We start from the raw sequence: 20405 nt of genomic DNA, 5'->3' as shown, positions 1-20405 counted from the left end.
CCGAACACATCATAGCGGCAGGATGACGACGCGTGTTCCTGGTTGTGCGGGTGGCGATCCGGCAGGGCGCAGGATCACGCAATCGGCTTTCGCCATGGCGGCCGTGGCGGCGCTATCCTGCGACGTTACCGACACAATGCCATCAGGCGCACGCCAGGCGCGCAGATAGTCGTCACGGTCGCCCGTGGCAGGCAGATGAGAGGCCAGCGATGCGTCGGTCGCCAGCGGCAGCGGATGGGTCGCGCCGCCGACATGGCGGACGAGTGGCAGGAGGAACAAGGTTGCCGTCACGAAGGCGGAGACAGGGTTGCCCGGCAGGCCAAGGAACATCGCGTCGCCCAATCGTCCTGCCATGAGCGGTTTGCCCGGCCGCATCCTGATCTTCCAGAAATCGAGCGTCCCGCCAGCGCGGACGAAAGCGGGGCGCACCAGATCATGGTCGCCGACGGACGCGCCGCCGGTCGAGACGATGACATTGGCGCTGCCGGCGCGTTCCATTGCGGCGACCATGGCGTCCATATCGTCCGGCACGATGCCGAGGTCGATCACGTCGCAGGGCAGGGCCGCCAGCAGCGCCGCCAGCATCGGCGCGTTAGACGAGGGGAGGAAGCCGGGCGGGGTAGGCGCGCCGGGCGGCACCAGTTCATTGCCCGTAGATAGCAGCGCGATCCGCGGACGGCGGCGGACCGGCACCGTGCCATGCCCCCCCAGCACCGCGAGAGCGACCTGCGCCGGGCCAAGGTGGCTGCCCGCGTCGAGCAAGACCGAACCGCGCGCGAAGTCGGATGCGGCGGCGCGGATATGCCTACCGGTCGGCAGGGGATCGTCGCTGGCCGTCAGAAGGTCGCCCGCGCGTATGGCGTTTTCCTGGATCAATATGGCGTCCGCGCCCGGCGGCAGGGGCGCACCGGTGAAGATGCGGCAGGCGTCGCCGGGGGCGAGCGGCGATGGCGCGGCAACCCCTGCCGCGCTTTTCCCCGTCACCCGCCACGGGCCGGGATGTTCGGCCGCGCGCACGGCATAGCCGTCCATCGCCGACAGGTCGGCCCAGGGCTGGTCACGCATGGCGAGCAGATCGTCCGCCAGCCAGCGGCCGGTCGCGTCGGCGATGGGAACCGTTTCGACCGGCAGGCGCGTGGCGAGGGCGAACAGGCGCGCCTGCGCTTCGGCGACCGGCAGCAGGCTCATGAAGCGCGGCGCCAATCGCCGGATTTGCCGCCGGTCTTGGCCTCCAGCTGCACACCGCCGATGACCATCGCCTTGTCCAGCGCTTTGGCCATGTCGTAAATGGTGAGCAGGGCCACGGAGGCGGCGGTCAGTGCCTCCATTTCCACCCCGGTCTGGCCTGCCGTGCGGGCCGTGGCGGTCACGGTGACGCCGCTATCGTCCAGATCGAAATCGACCGTCACGGCGCTGAGCGCGATCGGGTGACAAAGCGGGATGAGGTCGGCGGTGCGCTTGGCGGCCATGATGCCCGCCACCCGCGCCACGGCGAGGACATCGCCCTTCTTGACCAAACCGTCGGCGATCGCCTTCGCCGCGTCGCCGCGCATGTCGATGCGGCCGGAGGCGACAGCTTCGCGCGCGGTCGTCGCCTTGGCCGAGACGTCGACCATGCGCGCCGCGCCGTCTTCGTCCAGATGGGTAAGACCCGTCATTGCCCCGTCAGCAGGTTGCGGGTCGCCGCTTCGACATCGGCCTGGCGCATCAGGGTTTCGCCGACCAGGAAGCAGCGCACGCCATGATCGGCCATGGTGGTCAGGTCGGCATGGCTGGTTAGGCCGCTTTCGGCGACGAAAGTGCAGCCTTCGGGCGCCTTGCCCACCAGTTCATAGGTGCGGGCGAAATCGACGGAGAAGTCGCGCAGGTCGCGATTATTCACGCCGATCAGGCGCGAGCGGAGGTTCAGGGCGCGCTCCAGTTCGGCTTCGTCATGCACTTCGATCAGGGCGTCCATGCCCAGGCCCAGGGCCGCATCCTCGATTTCCTGCATCTGCCCGTCGTCCAGCGCGGCGACGATGATGAGGATGGCGTCGGCACCCAGCGACCGGCTTTCCAGCACCTGCCAGGGATCGACGATGAAATCCTTGCGCAGCACGGGGATGGCGCAGGCCGAACGGGCGGCCATCAGATAATCGTCATGGCCCTGGAAATAGGGCTCGTCGGTCAGGACCGACAGGCAGGCTGCGCCGCCCGCCGCATAGGCCTGCGCATGGGCGGGCGGATCGAAGTCGGCGCGGATCAGGCCCTTGGAGGGGCTGGCCTTCTTGACTTCGGCGATCAGGCCGAAGCCCGAGCGTGCCGCGGCATCCAGCGCCTGGCGGAAGCCGCGCGGCGGAGTTTGCTCGCTGGCGCGGGCATGAAGCGATGCGACAGTGGTCGCGGCGCGGCGGCGGGCGACATCCTCCCGCTTGAAATCGCAAATCTCGATCAGCTTGTTGGTCATGAATAGGCAATCCAGCAATTCAGAAGGGCGTTGGCAAGCCCGCGGTCGATGGTCTCGGCGGCTTCCTCCACCCCTTCGCGCATGTCGTGCGCCGCGTCGGCCACGACAAGGGCGGCGGCGGCGTTCAGCAGCACGGCGTCGCGATACGGCCCTTCCTCACCCAGCAAGAGGGCGCGCAATGCGGCGGCGTTGTGGGCGGCATCGCCACCCCGGATGGCTTCGACCGGGTGGGTGGAGAGGCCGAGGTCCGCAGCGCTCAGACGCCGCATCGCGATGACGCCATCGGCCGAGACTTCGGCAACGTCGTTGCCGCCCGCCAGCGAGAGTTCGTCCAGCCCCTCGTCGCCCGATACGATCATCGCCCGGTCCGCGCCCAGTTCCGCCAGCGCCTGCGCATAGATGGGCACATAGGCCGGGCGCGCGATGCCAACCAGTTGGCGGCGGACGTTGGCGGGGTTGGCGAGCGGGCCCATCAGGTTGAAGATCGTGCGCTCCCCGATAGTCCGACGGATCGGGCCGAGCCGTTTGAGCGCGGGGTGATAATTTTGGGCGAAGAGGAAGCAGATGCCGAGGTCCGCCAGCGTCGCTTCGGCGGTGGCGGCGGCCTTGTCGAGATTCAGGCCCAGCGCTTCGAGCGTGTCGGCAGCACCGGCCTTGGACGATGCGGCGCGGTTCCCATGTTTGGCGACCGGGACGCCCGCTGCTGCGACGACGAGGGATACAGCCGTCGAGACGTTCAGCGTGTGATGCCCGTCGCCGCCGGTGCCGCAAACGTCGATCGCGCCCTCAGGGGCGGTAACTGAGATCATGCGGGCGCGCATGGCGCGGGCGGCGGCAGCGATCTCCACTGCGGTTTCGCCGCGCCGGGCCATCGCGACGAGGAAGGCGGCGATGTCCGCGTCTGTCAGGTCGGCGTCGAACAGCAGGTCGAACGCCTGGGCGGCGGCGTCTGCCGACAGCGGCGAGGAAGGATCGGGCAGGCGGTTCATCGCGTCGCCTTAATCGGCGGGGGGCGGCGGAGTCGAGGGGGTGTCACCGCTTAACTTCGCACTTTTCCCGCACATCCTGAAATTTGATTTCCTATTCCCGCAACATTCGGGAAGCGACTGGCGCAGGATAGGTCGAACCCGCCCGATAGGACAGGTCAGGCCGCTTCACGCGTCCGTACCGGCAAGCCCGCTAGGCGCAAGAAATTCGCCAGCATGTCATGCCCATATTCGGTGGCGATGCTTTCCGGGTGGAACTGCACCGAATGGATCGGCAGCGTAGCGTGGCGGAAGCCCATGACGGAGCCGTCTTCACTGGTGGCGTTCACGACCAGCGTATCGGGAATGTCCTCTACGATCAGCGAATGATAGCGGGTCGCCGTGAAGGGCGAAGGCAGGCCTTCGAACAGGCCGGTGCCATCATGCGTGACCGGCGATGTCTTGCCGTGCATCAGCCCGCCGCGCACGACCTTGCCCCCGAAATGCTGGCCGATCGCCTGATGGCCCAGGCACACGCCCAGCAGCGGCGCGTGCGCATCGGCGCAGGCGGCGACGAGATCCAGGCTGACGCCCGCCTCATTGGGGGTGCAGGGGCCGGGCGACAGCAGGAACGCCTTCGCGCCGCTGGACAGGGCCTGGCCCGCCGAAATGGCGTCGTTGCGGACGACTTCCACCTCAGCGCCCAGTTCCATCAGATAATGGACCAGGTTCCAGGTGAAGCTGTCATAATTGTCGATGACGAGGATCATGGGCAAGGCCTTAGCGCGGGATCAGCGCGGGGGGAAGTGGGGGATATCGCGCATGGCGCGTCAGCGGGTCGCCCGTCTATAGCGATGCACCAGCCAGAGGGCGGTGAGGACGGCGACCGTCAATATCCGGGGCGGCAATTTATCCAGCGCATGCGGCACGCTCCACAACAGCGCGTCGCCCGTGGTGACGATCAGCAACAGCAGCAGGCCCAAGATCACCGGGGGCATGAAGAGACGAGCTTTCATACAGGGAGCATAACATGCAGTTCGAATGGCTGCCAATGATCGCCGTCTGTCACCATGCGAAACGGAGAGCGGTCTCGCCCGCATGACCGCCGTCGCGGTCGAATTGTCGTTCCAGGATGCAGCCTTGCCCGTGCCGATCCACCGCGATCACGGTGCTGCACCGGGTGCCATAAAGCGGGTTGCGGATGAAGATGGGCGAGGCGGCCGCTTCGTCCGGCGCGTCGGAGGGCAGGGCAGGCGCGATGCCGGCGGTGGGCAGAGTTTCTTGCCGCAGCGGATCGAACAGCAGGGCGGGGTCCTGCGCATCCTGCGTCAACCAGGACAGGAGCGCCGCCTTGAGCGCCAGCGTCTTGGGCCAGGGCGCATCGAGCGCGCCGTTGGACAGGCCGTAAAGCCCCGGCGTCAGCGCGGTGCGCAGCGGTTCGGGGCGGTTGGTGAGGAAGTGGGCGCGGTCGCCCTCTATCGCGATCAGGTTGAACGGGTTGAAATCGGCGAGCGCGGCCTGCGCAATGTCGGCATAGTCTCCGTCTCCGGCCAGCAGGTCGGTTACCAGCGCGCCGCGCGACGCCCGGTCGGGCCGGGGCGCGCCATAGCCGCGCAAGTTGGTGACGATCGCCGCGCGCCCTGCTTCCGACACGCCGATCCAGGTGCCGCCCGATTGCAGGTCGCGCCCGGCGATGAGGCCGGGGCGATCATTCCAGCGCGCGAGCGGTGCTGCGGGGCGCGCATGATATTCGTCGCGATTGCCGATCAGGATCAGCCGCCAGCGCGGATGGGCCGCCCATGCCATGGCCATGATGCACATGGGTTGCTGTATCGCCGTCTGCGTCCTGTAAGTCCATGACTTGAAAAAGGATGCGGACCGGGCCATATGGGTCGGGCCGGGTTCGCCCGGCTATGGTGATAAATTGTGTCGTATAATAGACGCAGCGGACCCGGGGGCAGTACCCGGCGGTTCCACCACATGTCCCGCGACGGCCAGTCCGTTACGGGGCGTCTGACGGGGCCGAACTAGGATCGACGTGTGTTCAAAGGCGATATTTTTACCCGGCCCGTGTAAGCCGTTAAACTGTGCAAAACTCACAAGTGCCAACGATAACGAAGCACTCGCCATTGCAGCGTAATTGAGGGCCTCACGGCCTGACATTACTCTAAAATAGCGCGGTTGAACCCACCGGGCAACAGAAGGGAATTCAGCGGCCCCCGGAGGCGCCGGGCAACAGAAGCCTCCGGACCCTTATCCCATGCATCGAAAATATGCGTATCCGGCGCGTCCTTGCGTCGTCCGCGGATGCAATTCGTATGATTCGAATCGAAAGGCATTTGACCTGTTTTTTCGATTACGCTTTTATGACATTATCGCGTAAAAATCATAACCTATTGATATATTGAGATAGAAAGTCTTTTCTCCGTGTGAGATGCGCTCTTGTTCTGATGTCATCTAAATGAAATACTTCTCGCTATCGTAGGAAGTTTTTTCAGGAGATCGGGAGATGACGAAGGCCGCTGTAATGATAGGGCTGGTGCTGGCCGCCATGGCGCCGGGCATCGCTCAGGCGGCCCCCGAAGAGATGGTCGTGGTAGGCGTGGCCGATGGCCAGCTGGCCGCCAAGGCGCTGACCGCCGGGCGCTTCGCCGATGCACAACGCAAGCTGGCGACGATGCCGGTCTATGGCGAGAATGATCCGGCGCGACTGATCAATTTGGGCAACGCCTATGCGGGTCAGGGCAAGATGGCTCAGGCGCGCGAAGCCTATCGTTCGGCGCGTTTCGCGCCCGAGGTGACGCTGGTGCTGGCTAACGGCAATGAAGAATCGTCGCGCGATGTGGCGATGCGGGGGCTGGGTCGCCTGAACCCGGCTTATGCGATGCGCTGATTTCACCCGAAAAGGTGCAGGGAGCCGAGGAGGCGTCGTCCGGCAAGGGCGGCGCCTCTTCGTTTTTGTGGATAGCAAAACGGCCGGGTCGCCCCGGCCGTTTGCATGTCTTTACATAGAATAACCGGGCCAGTGCTTACTGTTCCCCGGCGCAGGCTTGTCCTTATCTTCATTAATCCGAAGCTGGTCGGCGTGCGTCAGAAGGCGACGGTCATCGAGGCCGCGATCGTCGTGCCGATCTTGTAGCGGTTATAATAGACCCGGTTGTCCCCGGCCTGCTGGAATTCCTGGAACTTGCGGCCCAGGATGTTGCGCGCTTCGAACTTGAACTCGCTGTTGATCCCGCCGGGCAGCTTCACGCCCTGACGGGCGACGAAGTCCAGCTGCACGCCCGGCCGTTCCTTGATATCGGGTTGCAGGTTGGGACCACGGCTGGTGACGCGGTCGCTGGCATAGGTCAGCAACAACGTCTGCTGCGACAGCTTTTCCGTATCTTCCAGGCCCAGTTGCAGGTTGACCAGATGGTCCGACTGACCGGTGAGCGGCACGCCGTTCAGGAAATAGTCCGACGCGGCGGGCAGGTCGCCTGCGGTGTAGGTATAGGGAATGGTGGTGTCCCCGTCCTTCACCTTCAGCTTCGACTGGGTATAGGTATAGTTGCCGATCAGCGCGATGCGGCGGGTCGCAAAGAAATCGGAGTTCGCCCAGCCGTCGATCGGCACATATTTCTGCGCTTCCAGTTCGAACCCGTAAAGCGTCGCTTCGGGCGCGTTGGCGAAGCTGGTCGTCACATTATAGGTGTCGTTGATGGTGGTGAAGGTTTCGATCGGATTGTCGATCTTCTTGTAGAAGGCCGCGCCGATCAGCCGCTCGTCACGGCCCATATACCATTCGGCGCGGATATCCGCGTTCCACAGCTGGCTGTCCTTGAGGAACGGGTTGCCGCGGAAGAAACGGTTGGAGTCGGTGTCGAGATAGGGCTGGGCGATGAGTTCGCGGAACTGTGGGCGCGCGATGGTCTTCGACGCGCTGGCGCGGAATTGCAGGCCCTTCGCCGCTTCGAGCGTGACGGTGACGGCGGGGAGCCAGTAATCCTTCTTGATCTGGTTGAAGGGCGTGATGCCGGTATTGTAGACGTCGACGCCCGTGACCGACTGGTCGCCCTTTTCATAGCGGACGCCCGCATTGAAGCTGAGGCCCTGGACGACCTGCGCCTGCACCTGCGCATAGCCGGCATGGACGCGCATCGCCGCGTCATAGACCGGGTAATTGCCCGAAAACTCCAGCAGGCTGATGTCGTACAGCTGGATCGTGGCGTCCGACGTCAGATAGTCGGGCCGCAACTGCTGCACGGCGAGCGGCAGGTTGGTGGCGTCATAATGGAGTTCATAACGCGAGGAGGTGCGCTTGGTATCGGTGAAGGCATAGCCTGCCGTCAGCGTGAAGTCCGGCGAGAATTTGTAGCTGAGGTCCGCGCCCGCCGACCAGAGATCCTCATTGAGGTCGCTGAACGTGGTCGAGGCGTCGCCGCGCTGGCGATTGAGCGCGTTGATGAAGCGGTTGCCGACCGGGTCTTCGGTCAGGGCGCGGTTGGTGCGGACGTAGACGAATTCGCGCTCATAGGGCGCTTCACGCTGCGAGTTGGAGAAGCCGCCGCGCATGTCGAGGCTTAGCGCATCGCTCAGCTTGAACTCGCCGACCAGATGGCTGTCGATCAGCTGCCGTTCGTACCAGGCGGTATTCTGCGTCATATAGTCCGCGCCCTGGATCTGGCCGTCATTCTGGCCGACCGACAGCGCGCTGCGCTTCAACGTGTCGCGGATATAGAGGTTGGTCCAGCGCAGCTTCTGCTCGCCCAGTTCCAGCCCGAAGCCCAGCAGAGCGTTGACCGTAACGTCGTTGTCGGTGCTGATCTGCTGCGTATTCTTGCCCGCGCCCCTTGATGGGTCGAGCGAGGCCTGCTGCAACGTGTCGCGGGTGCGCCACTTGTTGCTGTAGGAGGCCGTGGCGATCACGCCCAGTCGGCCGTCGCTGCCGACATCCGTCGCCGTGCCCGCATTGACCGAGCCGGAGAAGTTGAACGGCAGGCTGTTGGTGCGCTGAAGCACCGTGGTGTCGGCGTTCAGGAACTGCATCGCGATGGCGCGCAGGTCGGCGCGCGGTATGTTCGGGAAGGGCGTGCCGCTCTTGATCGCGTCCTGCAACAGCGGCGGTACGTCGCGCGAGCTGTCGTCGAAGCCGGTCCAGTCGGACTTGGCGCCATAATGGGTATAGCCCATCTGCCCCGAGGTTTCGGTGTTGGCCGAGCTGCCGACGCCGATTTCCAGATAGGATTCGGTCGGGATCGCCTTGGTCGTCAGGTTGATGACGCCGCCGCCGAATTCACCGGGGAAGTTGGCGGAAAAGCTTTTCTGCACCAGCGTCGAGGCGATGACGCTGGTCGGAAAGATATCCAGCGGCACGACGCGCTTGAGCGGTTCGGGGCTGGGCAGTGGGGAGCCGTTCAACAGGGCGAGCGAATAGCGATCGCCCAGGCCGCGGACATAGACGAACCCGCCCGACACGACCGACAGGCCGGTCACGCGCTGGAGCGAGCCGGCGATGTCGCCTTCGCCCGTCCGCTTGATGTCGGCGGCGGACAGGACGTTGACGACCTGCGGCGCGGCCTGGGAGATGTTGGCGGTGCGGCGACCGGTCACGACGATGTCCGCGCCGGGGATCGACACGTCGACATTGCCGGTCTGGGCGTCGGACTCGTCTGCGGCGCTGGGCGTCGTGCTCATGCCGGCGTCGCCGCCGCTGGGCGAAGCGGTCGAGCTGGTCTGCGCTGTCGCCATCGGGGCGACCAGTGCGGTGGAAATCAGGAGCAGGCGCGCCAGGCTGAGCGGCTTCGACATGCTATTCGTCCCCCTTGGGAAAATTCAGTGCAAAGAAGGCGGGGAAGCGCAACGCACGCTCCCCCGCCCCTGTTGAGGTCAGGTGCCGATCAGCGCGGAATGACGGTGCAGTTGCCGCTGGTCGTGCCGAAGCTGGCGGTGACCGAGTTGCAGGTCCAGCCGGCATACCAGGTGTCGCTGCTGTCCTTCACCGCACCGATATAGTTGGTGGTGGCGAAGTTGCTGTCGATGGTCTTGGGGTCGACGGCGGTGCGGGCGGTTTCGGTCGCGCCGTTGATGAACAGGCTGGTCAGCGACGGGGTGTAGCTGATCGTGCTGTTCGGGCCGGCTTCGAAGATCGACTGCACGACCGTGGGGTCGACGCCGCGGCTGCCCTTGTACGGAGTGCTGTTGCACTGCATCACGACCGAGATGTAGCGCGGCTTGCCGGCATCCTGAAGCGCCGTGTCGGCGTCGCGGACGGTCGGCGCGCTGTCGATGCGCAGGCAGCTCTGGGTCGGGCTGACGATGATGCCGTTGACCAGCGCCAGGTCCGCGCCGCCGCGCAGCAGCATGGCCGCACCGTTCGACCCGGTGGTCGAGCGGTTGATGGCGGTGAAGTTGGCGACCTTCAGATACTGACGCGGCAGGGCGTCTTCGCTGGCGTTGCTGTTGGTGCCACCGTTCGAATCGGTTTCGAGGAAGGCGTCGCCGATGTCATTGTTCGCGCGCTGGATGCTCAGCAGGAACTGGACGGTGCCGCGATAGCCCATGTCCGTGTCGAGATTGTCGTCTTCGTTGCCGGTCAGGACCAGGTAGCGCGGGTGGACCGAGCCGCCGAAGATTTCGATGCCGTCGTCCGAGCTGTTGTGCACCTGGATATGGTCCAGCTGCGTGCCGGTGCCGACGCCCGAGGGGGTCAGGCCCTGCAACTCGCTGGAACCCGACAGGACGAAGCCCGAATAGCGGATCTGGACATAGGACATGCGGCCCGAATTGTCGGCGTCGTCGATACCGCCATAGAGCGCGCCGCTGGCGCCTTCGGTGTCGCGTTCGCACGCTGCCGTGCCCGGAGCGGCGGCAGGCGCAAGACAGTCGGTGATGCGCGCGCGGCCGAGCAGCACGACGCCGCCCCACTGGCCCGACGACTGGTCGGTGCTGGTGCCCAGCACGTTTTCACGGCTGGTGAAGACGATCGGCTGGGTCGCGGTGCCGACGGCGCTGATGCGGTTGCCACGGTTGACGGCCAGGAAGGTGTTGCCGGTGGCGGCGAAGATGGTGACGCCCGGATCGATCGTCAGCGTGACATTGTTGCCGGTGCTGCTGGCGCCCTGATCGGTGCCGACATCGACGCGGCCCGGCATCGAATAGATCACGCCGGCCTGCTTGGAGATGGCGGTCGAGGCGGTGAAGCGCGCTGGGAAGGCGCAATTGCGCCAGGTGTTGGTGCCGTCCGTGATGGTGCCGGCGTCGGTCAGCTGGACGGGGCCAGCGATCGTCGGGCAGCTGGCGGCGGGGGTCACGGCGGTCGGGGTCGGCGTGGGCGTGGGGGTCGGCGTGGGGGTTGGCGTCGGCGTCGGAGCCGGAATGACGATCGTGCCTTCGCCCGGCGAAGCGATGTCGTCGGCGCCGCAGGCGCTCAGGCCCACGCAGGCGCAGCTCGCCATCAGGATCGTTTGGATACGGTTAATCTTGGCCATGTCGTCTCCGCTCCGGTGCTCGCCGGTATGGTTGATGTGCGGAGCGCAGGGGAATTTCGATTCGGACAACGCCCCCTGTCGCCCTCGAAGCGGGCAGTTAGGCGCGGTAGATGACATGGTGATGCTGCTTCTGTGACAATGGCGGGTCATTGATATGACAGTTCAGAGACATGGTTTGCATTTTCATGATCGGGCTGGACCATGCTAAGGAGCATGCCGTCGACGGGGGCGCTGGCAGGAGCAAGGCTTGCAACCGGAAATCGAACTGAAACTGGACCTGTCGCCGCAATCGGCAGACCTGTTTGCGACCTGGCCGCCGCTCCAGGCGCTGGAAAGCGAAAAGGCCACGCTGCTGGCCACCTATTTCGACACACCCGATCACCGATTGGCGGAGCATGGCGTAAGCCTGCGCATTCGCCGGTCGGGCCGTCGCCGCATCCAGACCGTCAAGGCGAACGGACAGGGTGGCGCTGGGCTGTTCAGCCGTGACGAGTGGGAGAGGCCGGTGCGCGGCAGTATCCCGATACTCGACGACAGCACGCCCGTCGCGGCGCTGCTGGGCGCAGCGGTGGCGGATATCGCCCCCGTCTTCGAGGTTGAGGTGCAGCGCCGCACCTGGCTGGTGTCGCAGGACGACGCCGTGATCGAACTGGTGCTGGATCAGGGGGTGGTGCGCGCGGGCGGCCGTGAACAGGTGATTTGCGAAATCGAACTGGAATTGAAGTCGGGCGCGCCCGCCGCGCTGTTTGCGCTGGCCCGGCGGATCGACGCGGACATCGCGGTGCGGCCAGGCGTGCTGAGCAAGTCGGAACGCGGCTATCGGCTGACCGATGCGCTGCCGTCCGCCTATAAGGCGGAACGGGTGGCGCTGGACCCCGACGTTTCCATCGGTGCAGCATTCCGGCAGATCGTCGCCCTGTGCCTGCGCCATTATCGCTTGAACGAGGCGTTGCTGCTCGACGGCTACGCGCCCGAAGCCCTGCATCAGGCACGGGTGGCGATCCGCCGCCTGCGCACGGCCCTGACCCTGTTCAAGCCGCTGCTGCGCACGGAGGATGTCGCACGATTTCAGGACGAGTTGCGCTGGTTGGCCGGCATCATGGGCGACGCTCGCGACCTGGACGTGCTGGCGGTGCGTGTGACGGACGCTGCACAGCGGCAGGCGCTGGAGGCGGCGCATGGCGTCGCGCGCGACCGGGTGATGCAATGGCTGGCGTCGGCGCGTGTGCGCATGCTGCTGATCGATCTGGCGGAATGGCTGGCGGATGGCGCCGGGCTATTGCCATCGGCCGATCGACCGGCCGCGCCCTTCGCGGCGGAGCGGTTGCGCAAGTTGCGCAAGCGGATCGCGAAACGGGGCAAGGGCATGAAGCGGCTGAGCGATGCGGCGCGCCACGGCGTGCGCAAGGATGCCAAGAAGCTGCGTTATGGCGCCGAATATTTTGGTGCATTGTTCGAGGGCAAGAAGGCGCGCCGTCGGCACAGGGCGTTCGTGGGCAAGCTGGAAAGGATGCAGGACGCGCTGGGCGCGCTCAACGATCTGGTCAATGTCCCTGCGACCTTGGCGCGCCATGGACTGGAGATGGCGGCTGGAGAAGGCGACAAGGCCACATTGCTGTCATCCGCCGCCCACGCCCATGCCGACTTCGTGGACGCTCGGCGCTTCTGGGCCTGATCTTTGCGTTCAGCCCCAGGGGCGCTCGCGATACCATTTGGTGATGACATGCTTCACCCCCGACCGCACCTTCATGCCATGATGGATGCTGGCCGGGTTCGGCTGGCCCGACGCGATCCGATTGTTCCAGGCGAGCAGCTTACCGCTTTCGGGCTGCACCGTCTTGCCGATCTTCGTAAAGCGGGTCGCGCCGCCTGCCGCCGGTTGGTCGAGATAGACCATCAGCGTCCAGGTGCGATTGCCCGCCACCGAACAATAGCGGGCATAGTCCGCGCCCTTCGGGTCGAAATAATCGGTATGCGCCTTGAATTCCTGCCCCACATCATAGCGCTGACCCTGAATTGGTTCGCCATGGGCGGTGGCGATGCCGACGAAATCGTCCAGCCGGGCATTGATCGCAGCGACGAAGGGTTCGGCATGGTCGAGATCGCAGGTTTCGCTGGTGCGGAAATAGCCGTCGCCATTGGCGTCCGCGATGGTGGACGGGCGGCGCTTTGCATCGATCAGGGCGACCAGCGCCGCACATTCCTGCCCGTTCAGGAAATCGCGCTGGATGAACAGCGTCAATTCCTTGCTCGGCACGCGTTGGATGCGGGAATGCGCCGCGATCCGGGCCGGGTCGGCGTCTATATCGGGGGCCGTCATGGAAACACTCGAATGAAACGGGGAATGTAGCGAAGACGGCGCCGTTGCTATCGCGCCATCTGCGAAATGCAAGCTGCGATACCCATGTCATATTACAGTCATATAAATGTCATTCGGTGGTAAGATCGCAGGCCTAGCTGACCCTGACACATATCGGGGGCGTTTTTCACCATCATGCGGGTGCCATTGGGCCATAATCTGCGAAGTCTGGGACGCGGCTTCAGGCGCGATCGACCTGCGCCGTCGATCGATTGGCTGGCGGTGTTCGAGCGCTTATTGCTGGTCCTGCTGGCGCTCCAACTGGTGCGGCTGGTGTGGACGGTCGTCGCACCGGTCGGCAGCTTCGGTCCGTGGGAAGGGCGGCAGGCGCAGCTCTTGTCCCCCGGCGCGCGTCAGGCGCTCTTCGCCAGCTTCGATCCCTTCTTCCGCACCGGTGCGCCGCAACAGGCAGGCAGCGGCGTCGTCACGTCGCTCGCGCTGACGCTGTATGGCGTGCGACTGAACGAAGGGTCTGGGCTGGGATCCGCCATCATCGCGTCGCCCGATGGGGTGCAGAACAGCTTTGCCGTGGGTGACGAGATCATGCCCGGTGTCGTGCTGAAAGCCGTCGCCTTCGACCATGTCACGATCGATCGCGGCGGGGCGGAAGAACAGATTTTCATCGACCAGTCGACCCCCGCGCCCGAAGCCGCGCCGCCCTCTTCCGGCGAGGGCTGGCAAAGCGCTGCTCCGCCACCGCCCGCAGCGCCAGCGGCCGGGCCGACCGTCGACAGCCTGAAACGCGATATCGGCTTTGCCCCCCGGTTGCAGAATGGCCGCGTCACCGGCCTGGCCGTCCTGTCCAAGGGGCCGGGCTTTACCGGCGTCGGCTTCCGGCCCGGCGACGTCGTGACGCAGGTCAATGGCCAGCCGATCGGATCGACCGGCGATCTCCAGACCCTTCAGAACCAGATCGCGCCCGGCGCGCGCCTGTCCCTGACCGTAGAGCGCGGCGCCGCCGTCGCATCGGTCAACATCATAGTGCAAGGCCCATGACCCGCAAATTCCTCCTTACCGCCGCCACGGCCCCGATTGTCTGCATTCTGGCCCTGGCCACGCCGATCGCCGCGCCGCTGCAGGCGCAACAGACGCTGAACGTGCGCGACGCCGATATCCGCGCCTTCATCCAGGATGCCGCGCGGGTGACGGGGCGCACCTTCATCATCGACAACAAGGTGCAGGGGAAGGTTTCGGTCGTGACCGATCGCCCCCTGTCCCGGTCCGAATATTTCGAGATCGTGCTGTCGACCCTGCGCGCCAACGGTCTGGTCGCCGTACCCGCGCCGGGCGGGGCCTACCGCATCCAGCCCGCCGATGGCGCGGCGGGCCAGCCCAGCAGCGTGGGCAGCGCGGCCAACCGCAACAGCTTCGTGACGGAGGTGTTTCGCCTGCGCTCCATCGATGCGGCGAGCGCGCTGGAAACGCTGCGCCCGCTGGTAAGCAAGGAAGGCTCCGTCACGGCCAACCGCGCAGGCAACAGCGTGGTCGTGGCCGACTATGCCGACAATATCGCGCGCATCCGGCAGGTGATCGCCCGGATCGATCGCGACACGTCCGCCACGCAGATGGTGATGCTGAAAAATGCAGGCGCGCGCGAAATCGCGACCTCGCTCCAGGCGCTGGTGGCTAGCAAGGGCGGCGGCGAGAATGCCGCGCCGTCCGATGCGACCGTGGTGCCGATCGACAGCAGCAACGCCGTCGCGATCCGGGGCGATGCCGGCACGGTCGCGCGTCTTGTCGCGATGGCCCGTCAACTGGACCAGCAGGCGGCGAGCGGCACGGAAATCCGGGTCTATTGGCTGGAACATGCCGATGCGGAGAAGCTGTTGCCCGTCTTGCAGCAGCTGGTCGGCCAATCGACCAGCCAGCCCGTGACGGCCTCTACCCCGGCAGCAGGCGGGGCGAGCGCCGCGCCCGCTTCGCAGGCGGCCGCGCCGGTCGCGGCGGCATCCGCCTCCGCCTCCTCCAGCGGGGGCGGCATATCGACGCGCGGCCCCGCGATCGTAACCCGCTACGAAGGCGCGAACGCGATCATCGTGGCGGCCAACAGCGACGTGCAGCGGATGCTGGGCGAAACGATCCGTCAGGTCGACACGCGGCGCGAACAGGTATTGGTCGAGGCGATCATCGTAGAAATCAGCGACGCGGCGGCCAAGAAGCTGGGCGTGCAATTCCTGATCGGCAGCACGTCGACCGGCTTTGCCGCGACCAACTACAGCAATGCGTCGCCCAATCTGCTGACGCTGGCCGGGGCCTATGGCGCGACGCAGCTTGGTACGACAACGACGACCGTCGTCGCGCCCGACGGTACGCGGACCACGACCGAAGTGCAGAATAGCGGCGAGCTGGCGAGCACGCTGCAACAGGCGGCGATCAACAGCCTGCAAAGCGCGACCGGGATCATCGGGGGCCTGGGCACGCAGATCGGCAAGAACGGCATTTTCGGCGCGATCATCAATGCGGTGAAATCCGACACGGAAAGCAACCTCCTGTCCACGCCGTCGGTCATGACGCTGGACAATCAGAAGGCGTCGATTTTGGTCGGCCAGCAGGTGCCGGTGACGACGGGCGAAGCGCTGAGCCAGAATTTCGACAACCAGTTCCGCACCGTCCAGCGGCAGGATGTCGGCATCAAGCTGGAGGTGAAGCCGCAGATCAATACCGGCGGCGCGATCAAGCTGTTCCTGAAGCAGGAAGTGTCGAGCGTGGCGGGGCCGGTCAGCAACTCTAGCAGCGACCTCATCATCAACAAGCGCGAGATCGAGACGACCGTTACCGTGGACGATGGCGAGATATTGGCGCTGGGGGGCCTGCTGGACGATAACGAGCGCAAGACGATCGAGCGCATTCCGCTGCTGTCCGATATTCCCGGCCTGGGCGAATTGTTCAAGTCGCGCAGCCGCAGCCGGTCCAAGACCAACCTGATGGTCTTCATCCGCCCGACCATATTGCGGACCAAGGAAGACGCCCAGCGGCTGACGCAGCAGCGCTACGGCTACGTCCGGGGCATGCAGTTGCAGCGCAATCCCGACATGGAGCCGACGATAGACGAGCTGGTGCGCGACTATATGGGCGCGCAGCCGCCGGTCGCGGTACAGCCCGGCGATGCGGTGGTGGCCCCGGTCGCCGGTGCGGTGGCTCCCACGCAGGTCATCGAGCCGACCGTCCGTCAATCGAGCGGCGTGGTGCGGCCGGTCGAGATACCGGCGAGTGGAGCGCGCAAGTGACGCGCCGTCCTCTCCATCCGCTCATCCTGAGCGTGTCGAAGGATGGTCCTTTTCTTCAAGAAGGCGAGGGCTTCGACAAGCTCAGCCTGAACGGGGGTTGGTGTGAGTGACGTTCCGTTGGTGGCGGGTCCCATCCTGCCGCCCCCCGCCCCATCGACATTCCCTATGTCTTCGCGCGCAAGCATGGCGTCGTCATGCTGCCGGTGGAGGGGGACCGCCTGGCCATTGCCGTGCGCGAAGGCAGCGACCCGCGCATCCTGCTGGAGGTACGCCGCCATCTGGCGCGCAGTTTCGACGTGATCTTCGTCGAACCGGCGCAGTTCGACCGGCACCTGTCCAACCATTATGCGATGGAGGGCAGCGCGGCGGCCATGGCTGGGTCGCTGGAGGTCGGCGCGGATGAACTGGACATCCTTGCCGCCGACATCCCGACTGCCGACGATCTGCTCGACAGTGCAGACGATGCGCCCGCCATCCGCCTGATCAATGGCATCATCGCCGAAGCCGCGCGGCAGGGCGTGTCGGATATCCACATCGAACCCTATGAAACCGGCCTGATCGTGCGCATGCGCGTGGACGGTGTGTTGCGCGAAACGCTGCGCATGCCGCCGCATGTCGCGCCGGTGGTCGTCAGCCGCATCAAGGTGATGGCGCGGCTCGACATCGCCGAACGGCGCGTGCCGCAGGATGGGCGCATCGGCCTGACGCTGGGCGGCAAGCTGCTCGACGTCCGCGTATCGACGCTGCCCAGCCGCGCGGGCGAGCGGGTGGTGCTGCGTATCCTGGACAAGGAAAATGCCGGGATCACGCTCGACCTGCTGGGCATGACCGGCACGCCCGATCGCATCTTCCGCGAAGGATTGAGCGAACCCAACGGCATCATCCTGGTCACGGGGCCGACGGGTTCGGGCAAGACGACGACGCTTTATGCCGGACTGCGTCAGTTGAACGATGGCAGCCGCAATATCCTGACCGTCGAAGACCCGGTCGAATATGCGATGGAGGGTGTCGGCCAGACCCAGGTCAATGCCAAGGTCGGACTGACCTTCGCGGCCGGGCTGCGCGCGATCCTGCGGCAGGACCCCGATGTCGTGATGGTCGGCGAAATCCGCGACCGGGAAACGGCAGAGATCGCGGTGCAGGCGTCGCTGACCGGGCATCTGGTGCTGTCGACCGTCCATACCAACGATGCTGTCGGCGCGATCACGCGGATGCGCGACATGCGGGTCGAACCCTTCCTGATGGCGTCCACGCTGCGCGCCGTGATCGCCCAGCGGCTGGTGCGGCGTCTGTGCCAGCATTGCCGCGAGCCGGTGCAGGCGGACAAGTCGGCCAGTGCGCTGCTGGGTTTCGACCCCGGCACGATCATCTACAAGGCGCGCGGTTGCACCGAGTGCAATGGCACCGGCTATAAGGGGCGGATCGGCGTGTTCGAGGCGATCCGGGTGGACGATACGATCCGCCGCCTGATCAATGACGGGGGCGATGAATCGCTGATCGCGCGCCACGCTTTCCTGAACGCGCCCAATCTGGGGTCGGCCGCGCGCGCGCTGGTGCGCGACGGGCAGACCACGGCGGAGGAGGCGATCCGCGTATCGCGCCGCGACACGGTGGATGCGGAAACCATCGCCGATGGCTGATTTCGACTATAGCGTCATCGATCCTACGGGCCGGGAGCGCAGCGGCAGTATCAAGGCCGCAACGATCGAGGATGCCCGCGCCAAGCTGGATGCGCGCAAGATGTTCATCGTGCGGATCGAGCCGGGCGCGGTGGAAACGGCGCGCCAGCGAGCGGGCCTGTCGCTGCGCACGCCGCGCCTCAGCCCCAAGGAACTGACGCTCTTCACCCGCCAGTTGGCGACGCTGACCCAGGTCAGCCCGCTGGAGGAATCGTTGCGCACCATCGGCCGCCAGAGCGAGCAGGATCATGTCCGTGCGATCGTGGGCAAGGTGCATGGCGGGGTCATGGAAGGGCGGCGTCTGGCCGACGCGCTGGGCGCGGAACCCAAAAGCTTCCCACCGCTCTATCGCGCGATGATTTCCGCCGGTGAAAGCTCCGGCAGCCTGCCGACGATCATGGAACGATTGTCCGATCTGATGGAGCGGCAGGCGCTGATGCGCTCCAAGGTGCTGACCGCGATCGCTTATCCCTCGGTGCTGGCGACCTTCGCCGTGTTCGTGGTCGCGGCGCTGATGATCTTCGTCGTGCCCAAGGTGGTCGAGCAGTTCGACACGGTGGGGCAGGAATTGCCACTGCTGACGCGGATCGTGATGGCCGTGTCCGCTTTCCTGGCCGCCTATTGGTGGCTGTTGCTGATCCTGATGGTGCTGGGGGGCGTCGGCTTCTGGCGGGCGTTGCAAAATGACGGCTTTCGCTATCGGTTCGATGCGATGCTGCTGGGCCTGCCGCTGCTGGGCCGGTTGATCCGCGACCTTCATGCCGCGCGGATGGCGCGGACGTTGTCCACCATGGTTGCCAGCCGCCTGCCGCTGATGGAGGGGCTGACGCTGACGGCGAACACCGTCCACAACCGGGTGCTGCGCAAGGCGTCGGACGAGATCGTGGAAGCGATCCGGGGCGGCGGCAGCCTGTCGGCGGCGCTCCGCCGGGCCGGCGTGTTCCCGCCGCTTCTGGTCTATCTGGCGGCGAGCGGTGAAAGCGCCGGGCGGCTCGACACCATGCTGGAGCGCGCGGCCGACTATCTGGAGCGGGAGTTCGACAGCTTCACCTCCACCGCGCTCGCCATGCTGGAGCCGGTCATCATCATCGCGATGGGCGGCATCGTCGCCGTCATCATCCTGTCCATCCTGCTGCCGATCCTGCAGCTGCAAAGCCTCACCGGGGCTTGAAGGAGTTGAATATGCGCATGTTGAAATCCGTTCGGGCTGAGCTTGTCGAAGCCCTGTTCTTTCGCCAAAGACAATGAAGCCCTTCGACAGGCTCAGGGCGAACGGTGACCAGCGGTCGGGAGAAGAGGGCTTCACCCTGGTCGAACTGATGGTCGTCATCGTCATCATCGGCTTGTTGGCGACGATCGTGGCGATCAATGTCATTCCTGCAACCGACACGGCGCGCGTCGAAAAGGCGAAGGCCGACATCGCCACCATCGAACAGGCGCTGGAGCAGTATCGGCTCGACAATCTGACCTATCCGGCCGGATCGGACGGGTTGCAGGCGCTGCTCAATCCTCCGGCATCCCTCGCCCAGCCGCAGCGCTATCGCCGCGGCGGCTATATCAAGAAGCTGCCCGACGATCCGTGGGGCCGCGCCTATGTCTACACCGTGCCGGGCCGCAAGGGCGCGTTCGACATCAGTTCGCTGGGCGCGGATGGCCAGCCGGGCGGAGATCAAGAAAATGCGGATATCTATTCCAGCGAGTTGTGACTGGTTCTCCGGCGCAGGCCGGGGTCCGCAGTTCGATAGACACTGGGCCCCGGCCTGCGCCGGGCGCGCTCGCGGACGTGCGAACGTGGCTTCAATGCCTTTGCGCGTTCCGCCCAACAGGGCTTCACGCTGATCGAACTGATGGTCGTGCTGACGATCATCGGTTTCATTTCCGCTGCCGTCGTCATGGCGATCCCTGATCCGCGCGGGCGCGTGATCGATGATGCCGACCGCTTTGCCGCGCGCGTTGCCGCCGCGCGCGACGAAGCGGTCGTGACTGCGCGCCCAATGGGCCTGTGGGTGTCGGCCTCCGGCTATGGCTTTCAGCGCCGCGAGGGCGGGCAATGGGTCACGCTGCAGGACAAGCCCTTCGTGACCGCCAACTGGAAAAGCGGCACTCGCGCGCTGGTGGGCAAGGATGGGCGGCAGCAGATCGGCTTCGACGGCACGGGCCTGCCGACCGATCCGCTGACCGTGACGCTGGCGCGCGAAGGCGAGCGCGTGTCCGTGACGGTCGACATGGCGGGAAAGGTCATGGTCGGTGGATAGGCGCA

Annotated in this window: 18 protein-coding genes and 1 other RNA gene; 9 read left to right on the top strand and 10 right to left on the bottom strand. The window is 65.6% G+C overall.

Going from position 1 to position 20405, the window contains the following annotated elements; genetic code table 11:
- Positions 1-9 precede the first annotated feature (9 nt).
- The 7 genes from U5A82_RS12880 to U5A82_RS12850 form a co-directional block, all read right to left on the bottom strand.
- Positions 10-1188: a molybdopterin molybdotransferase MoeA gene (locus U5A82_RS12880; RefSeq protein WP_326291261.1), complete on the bottom strand. Its 1179-nt coding sequence runs from the start codon at positions 1186-1188 to the stop codon at positions 10-12.
- Positions 1185-1658, bottom strand: a complete 474-nt coding sequence (gene moaC, locus U5A82_RS12875; RefSeq protein WP_326291260.1) for a cyclic pyranopterin monophosphate synthase MoaC — start codon at positions 1656-1658, stop codon at positions 1185-1187. The genes U5A82_RS12880 and moaC overlap by 4 nt, the downstream gene beginning before the upstream one ends.
- Positions 1655-2446: an indole-3-glycerol phosphate synthase TrpC gene (gene trpC, locus U5A82_RS12870; RefSeq protein WP_326291259.1), complete on the bottom strand. Its 792-nt coding sequence runs from the start codon at positions 2444-2446 to the stop codon at positions 1655-1657. The genes moaC and trpC overlap by 4 nt, the downstream gene beginning before the upstream one ends.
- Positions 2443-3435 (bottom strand): anthranilate phosphoribosyltransferase, encoded by a 993-nt coding sequence (gene trpD, locus U5A82_RS12865; RefSeq protein WP_326291258.1) that lies wholly within the window; start codon positions 3433-3435, stop codon positions 2443-2445. The genes trpC and trpD overlap by 4 nt, the downstream gene beginning before the upstream one ends.
- A 155-nt stretch (positions 3436-3590) precedes the next feature.
- Positions 3591-4181, bottom strand: a complete 591-nt coding sequence (locus U5A82_RS12860; protein ID WP_326291257.1) for an anthranilate synthase component II — start codon at positions 4179-4181, stop codon at positions 3591-3593.
- Between the two features lie 60 nt (positions 4182-4241).
- The gene (locus U5A82_RS12855; protein ID WP_326291256.1) at positions 4242-4427 is read right to left on the bottom strand and encodes a hypothetical protein; all 186 of its coding nucleotides are present in this window, start codon (positions 4425-4427) and stop codon (positions 4242-4244) included.
- Positions 4428-4476: 49 nt separating this feature from the next.
- Entirely contained in the window at positions 4477-5232 is a 756-nt protein-coding gene (locus U5A82_RS12850; protein WP_326291255.1) for an NRDE family protein, read from the bottom strand.
- 36 nt (positions 5233-5268) lie between these two features.
- On the opposite strand from U5A82_RS12850, the gene ssrA reads away from it, so the two are divergent.
- Positions 5269-5623, top strand: a transfer-messenger RNA (tmRNA) gene (ssrA, locus tag U5A82_RS12845).
- Positions 5624-5920: 297 nt separating this feature from the next.
- Positions 5921-6304 (top strand): tetratricopeptide repeat protein, encoded by a 384-nt coding sequence (locus tag U5A82_RS12840; RefSeq protein ID WP_326291254.1) that lies wholly within the window; start codon positions 5921-5923, stop codon positions 6302-6304.
- Positions 6305-6501: 197 nt separating this feature from the next.
- Here U5A82_RS12840 and U5A82_RS12835 read toward each other — a convergent pair whose 3' ends face one another.
- Together U5A82_RS12835 and U5A82_RS12830 are read right to left on the bottom strand one after the other, a co-directional pair.
- The gene (locus U5A82_RS12835) at positions 6502-9201 is read right to left on the bottom strand and encodes a TonB-dependent receptor domain-containing protein (RefSeq protein ID WP_326291253.1); all 2700 of its coding nucleotides are present in this window, start codon (positions 9199-9201) and stop codon (positions 6502-6504) included.
- Between the two features lie 89 nt (positions 9202-9290).
- On the bottom strand, positions 9291-10880 hold the full coding sequence (locus U5A82_RS12830; RefSeq protein WP_326291252.1) for a hypothetical protein: 1590 nt from the start codon (positions 10878-10880) through the stop codon (positions 9291-9293).
- 247 nt (positions 10881-11127) lie between these two features.
- Here U5A82_RS12830 and U5A82_RS12825 point away from each other — a divergent pair, with 247 nt between their 5' ends.
- Entirely contained in the window at positions 11128-12555 is a 1428-nt protein-coding gene (locus U5A82_RS12825) for a CYTH and CHAD domain-containing protein (RefSeq protein WP_326291251.1), read from the top strand.
- A 9-nt stretch (positions 12556-12564) separates the two neighbouring features.
- On the opposite strand, the gene U5A82_RS12820 is transcribed toward U5A82_RS12825, so the two are convergent.
- Positions 12565-13200 (bottom strand): prolyl hydroxylase family protein, encoded by a 636-nt coding sequence (locus tag U5A82_RS12820; RefSeq protein WP_326291250.1) that lies wholly within the window; start codon positions 13198-13200, stop codon positions 12565-12567.
- Positions 13201-13374: 174 nt separating this feature from the next.
- On the opposite strand from U5A82_RS12820, the gene U5A82_RS12815 reads away from it, so the two are divergent.
- From U5A82_RS12815 to U5A82_RS12790, 6 genes are all read left to right on the top strand, one after another.
- Positions 13375-14235 (top strand): type II secretion system protein N, encoded by an 861-nt coding sequence (locus U5A82_RS12815; RefSeq protein ID WP_326291249.1) that lies wholly within the window; start codon positions 13375-13377, stop codon positions 14233-14235.
- Positions 14232-16466: a type II secretion system secretin GspD gene (gspD, locus tag U5A82_RS12810; protein WP_326291248.1), complete on the top strand. Its 2235-nt coding sequence runs from the start codon at positions 14232-14234 to the stop codon at positions 16464-16466. The genes U5A82_RS12815 and gspD overlap by 4 nt, the downstream gene beginning before the upstream one ends.
- Before the next feature lie 152 nt (positions 16467-16618).
- The gene (gene gspE, locus U5A82_RS12805) at positions 16619-18106 is read left to right on the top strand and encodes a type II secretion system ATPase GspE (protein ID WP_326292929.1); all 1488 of its coding nucleotides are present in this window, start codon (positions 16619-16621) and stop codon (positions 18104-18106) included.
- Entirely contained in the window at positions 18099-19316 is a 1218-nt protein-coding gene (gene gspF / locus U5A82_RS12800) for a type II secretion system inner membrane protein GspF (protein WP_326291247.1), read from the top strand. The genes gspE and gspF overlap by 8 nt, the downstream gene beginning before the upstream one ends.
- A 73-nt stretch (positions 19317-19389) precedes the next feature.
- The gene (gene gspG, locus U5A82_RS12795) at positions 19390-19851 is read left to right on the top strand and encodes a type II secretion system major pseudopilin GspG (RefSeq protein ID WP_326291246.1); all 462 of its coding nucleotides are present in this window, start codon (positions 19390-19392) and stop codon (positions 19849-19851) included.
- A 54-nt stretch (positions 19852-19905) separates the two neighbouring features.
- On the top strand, positions 19906-20400 hold the full coding sequence (locus tag U5A82_RS12790) for a GspH/FimT family pseudopilin (protein WP_326292928.1): 495 nt from the start codon (positions 19906-19908) through the stop codon (positions 20398-20400).
- The last annotated feature ends 5 nt before the right edge of the window (positions 20401-20405 follow it).

The sequence above is a fragment of the Sphingobium sp. CR2-8 genome (assembly GCF_035818615.1).
GTDB lineage: Bacteria > Pseudomonadota > Alphaproteobacteria > Sphingomonadales > Sphingomonadaceae > Sphingobium.
The sequence above is the reverse complement of the archived record's forward strand: the minus strand, read 5'-3'. Positions and strand labels throughout refer to the sequence as shown.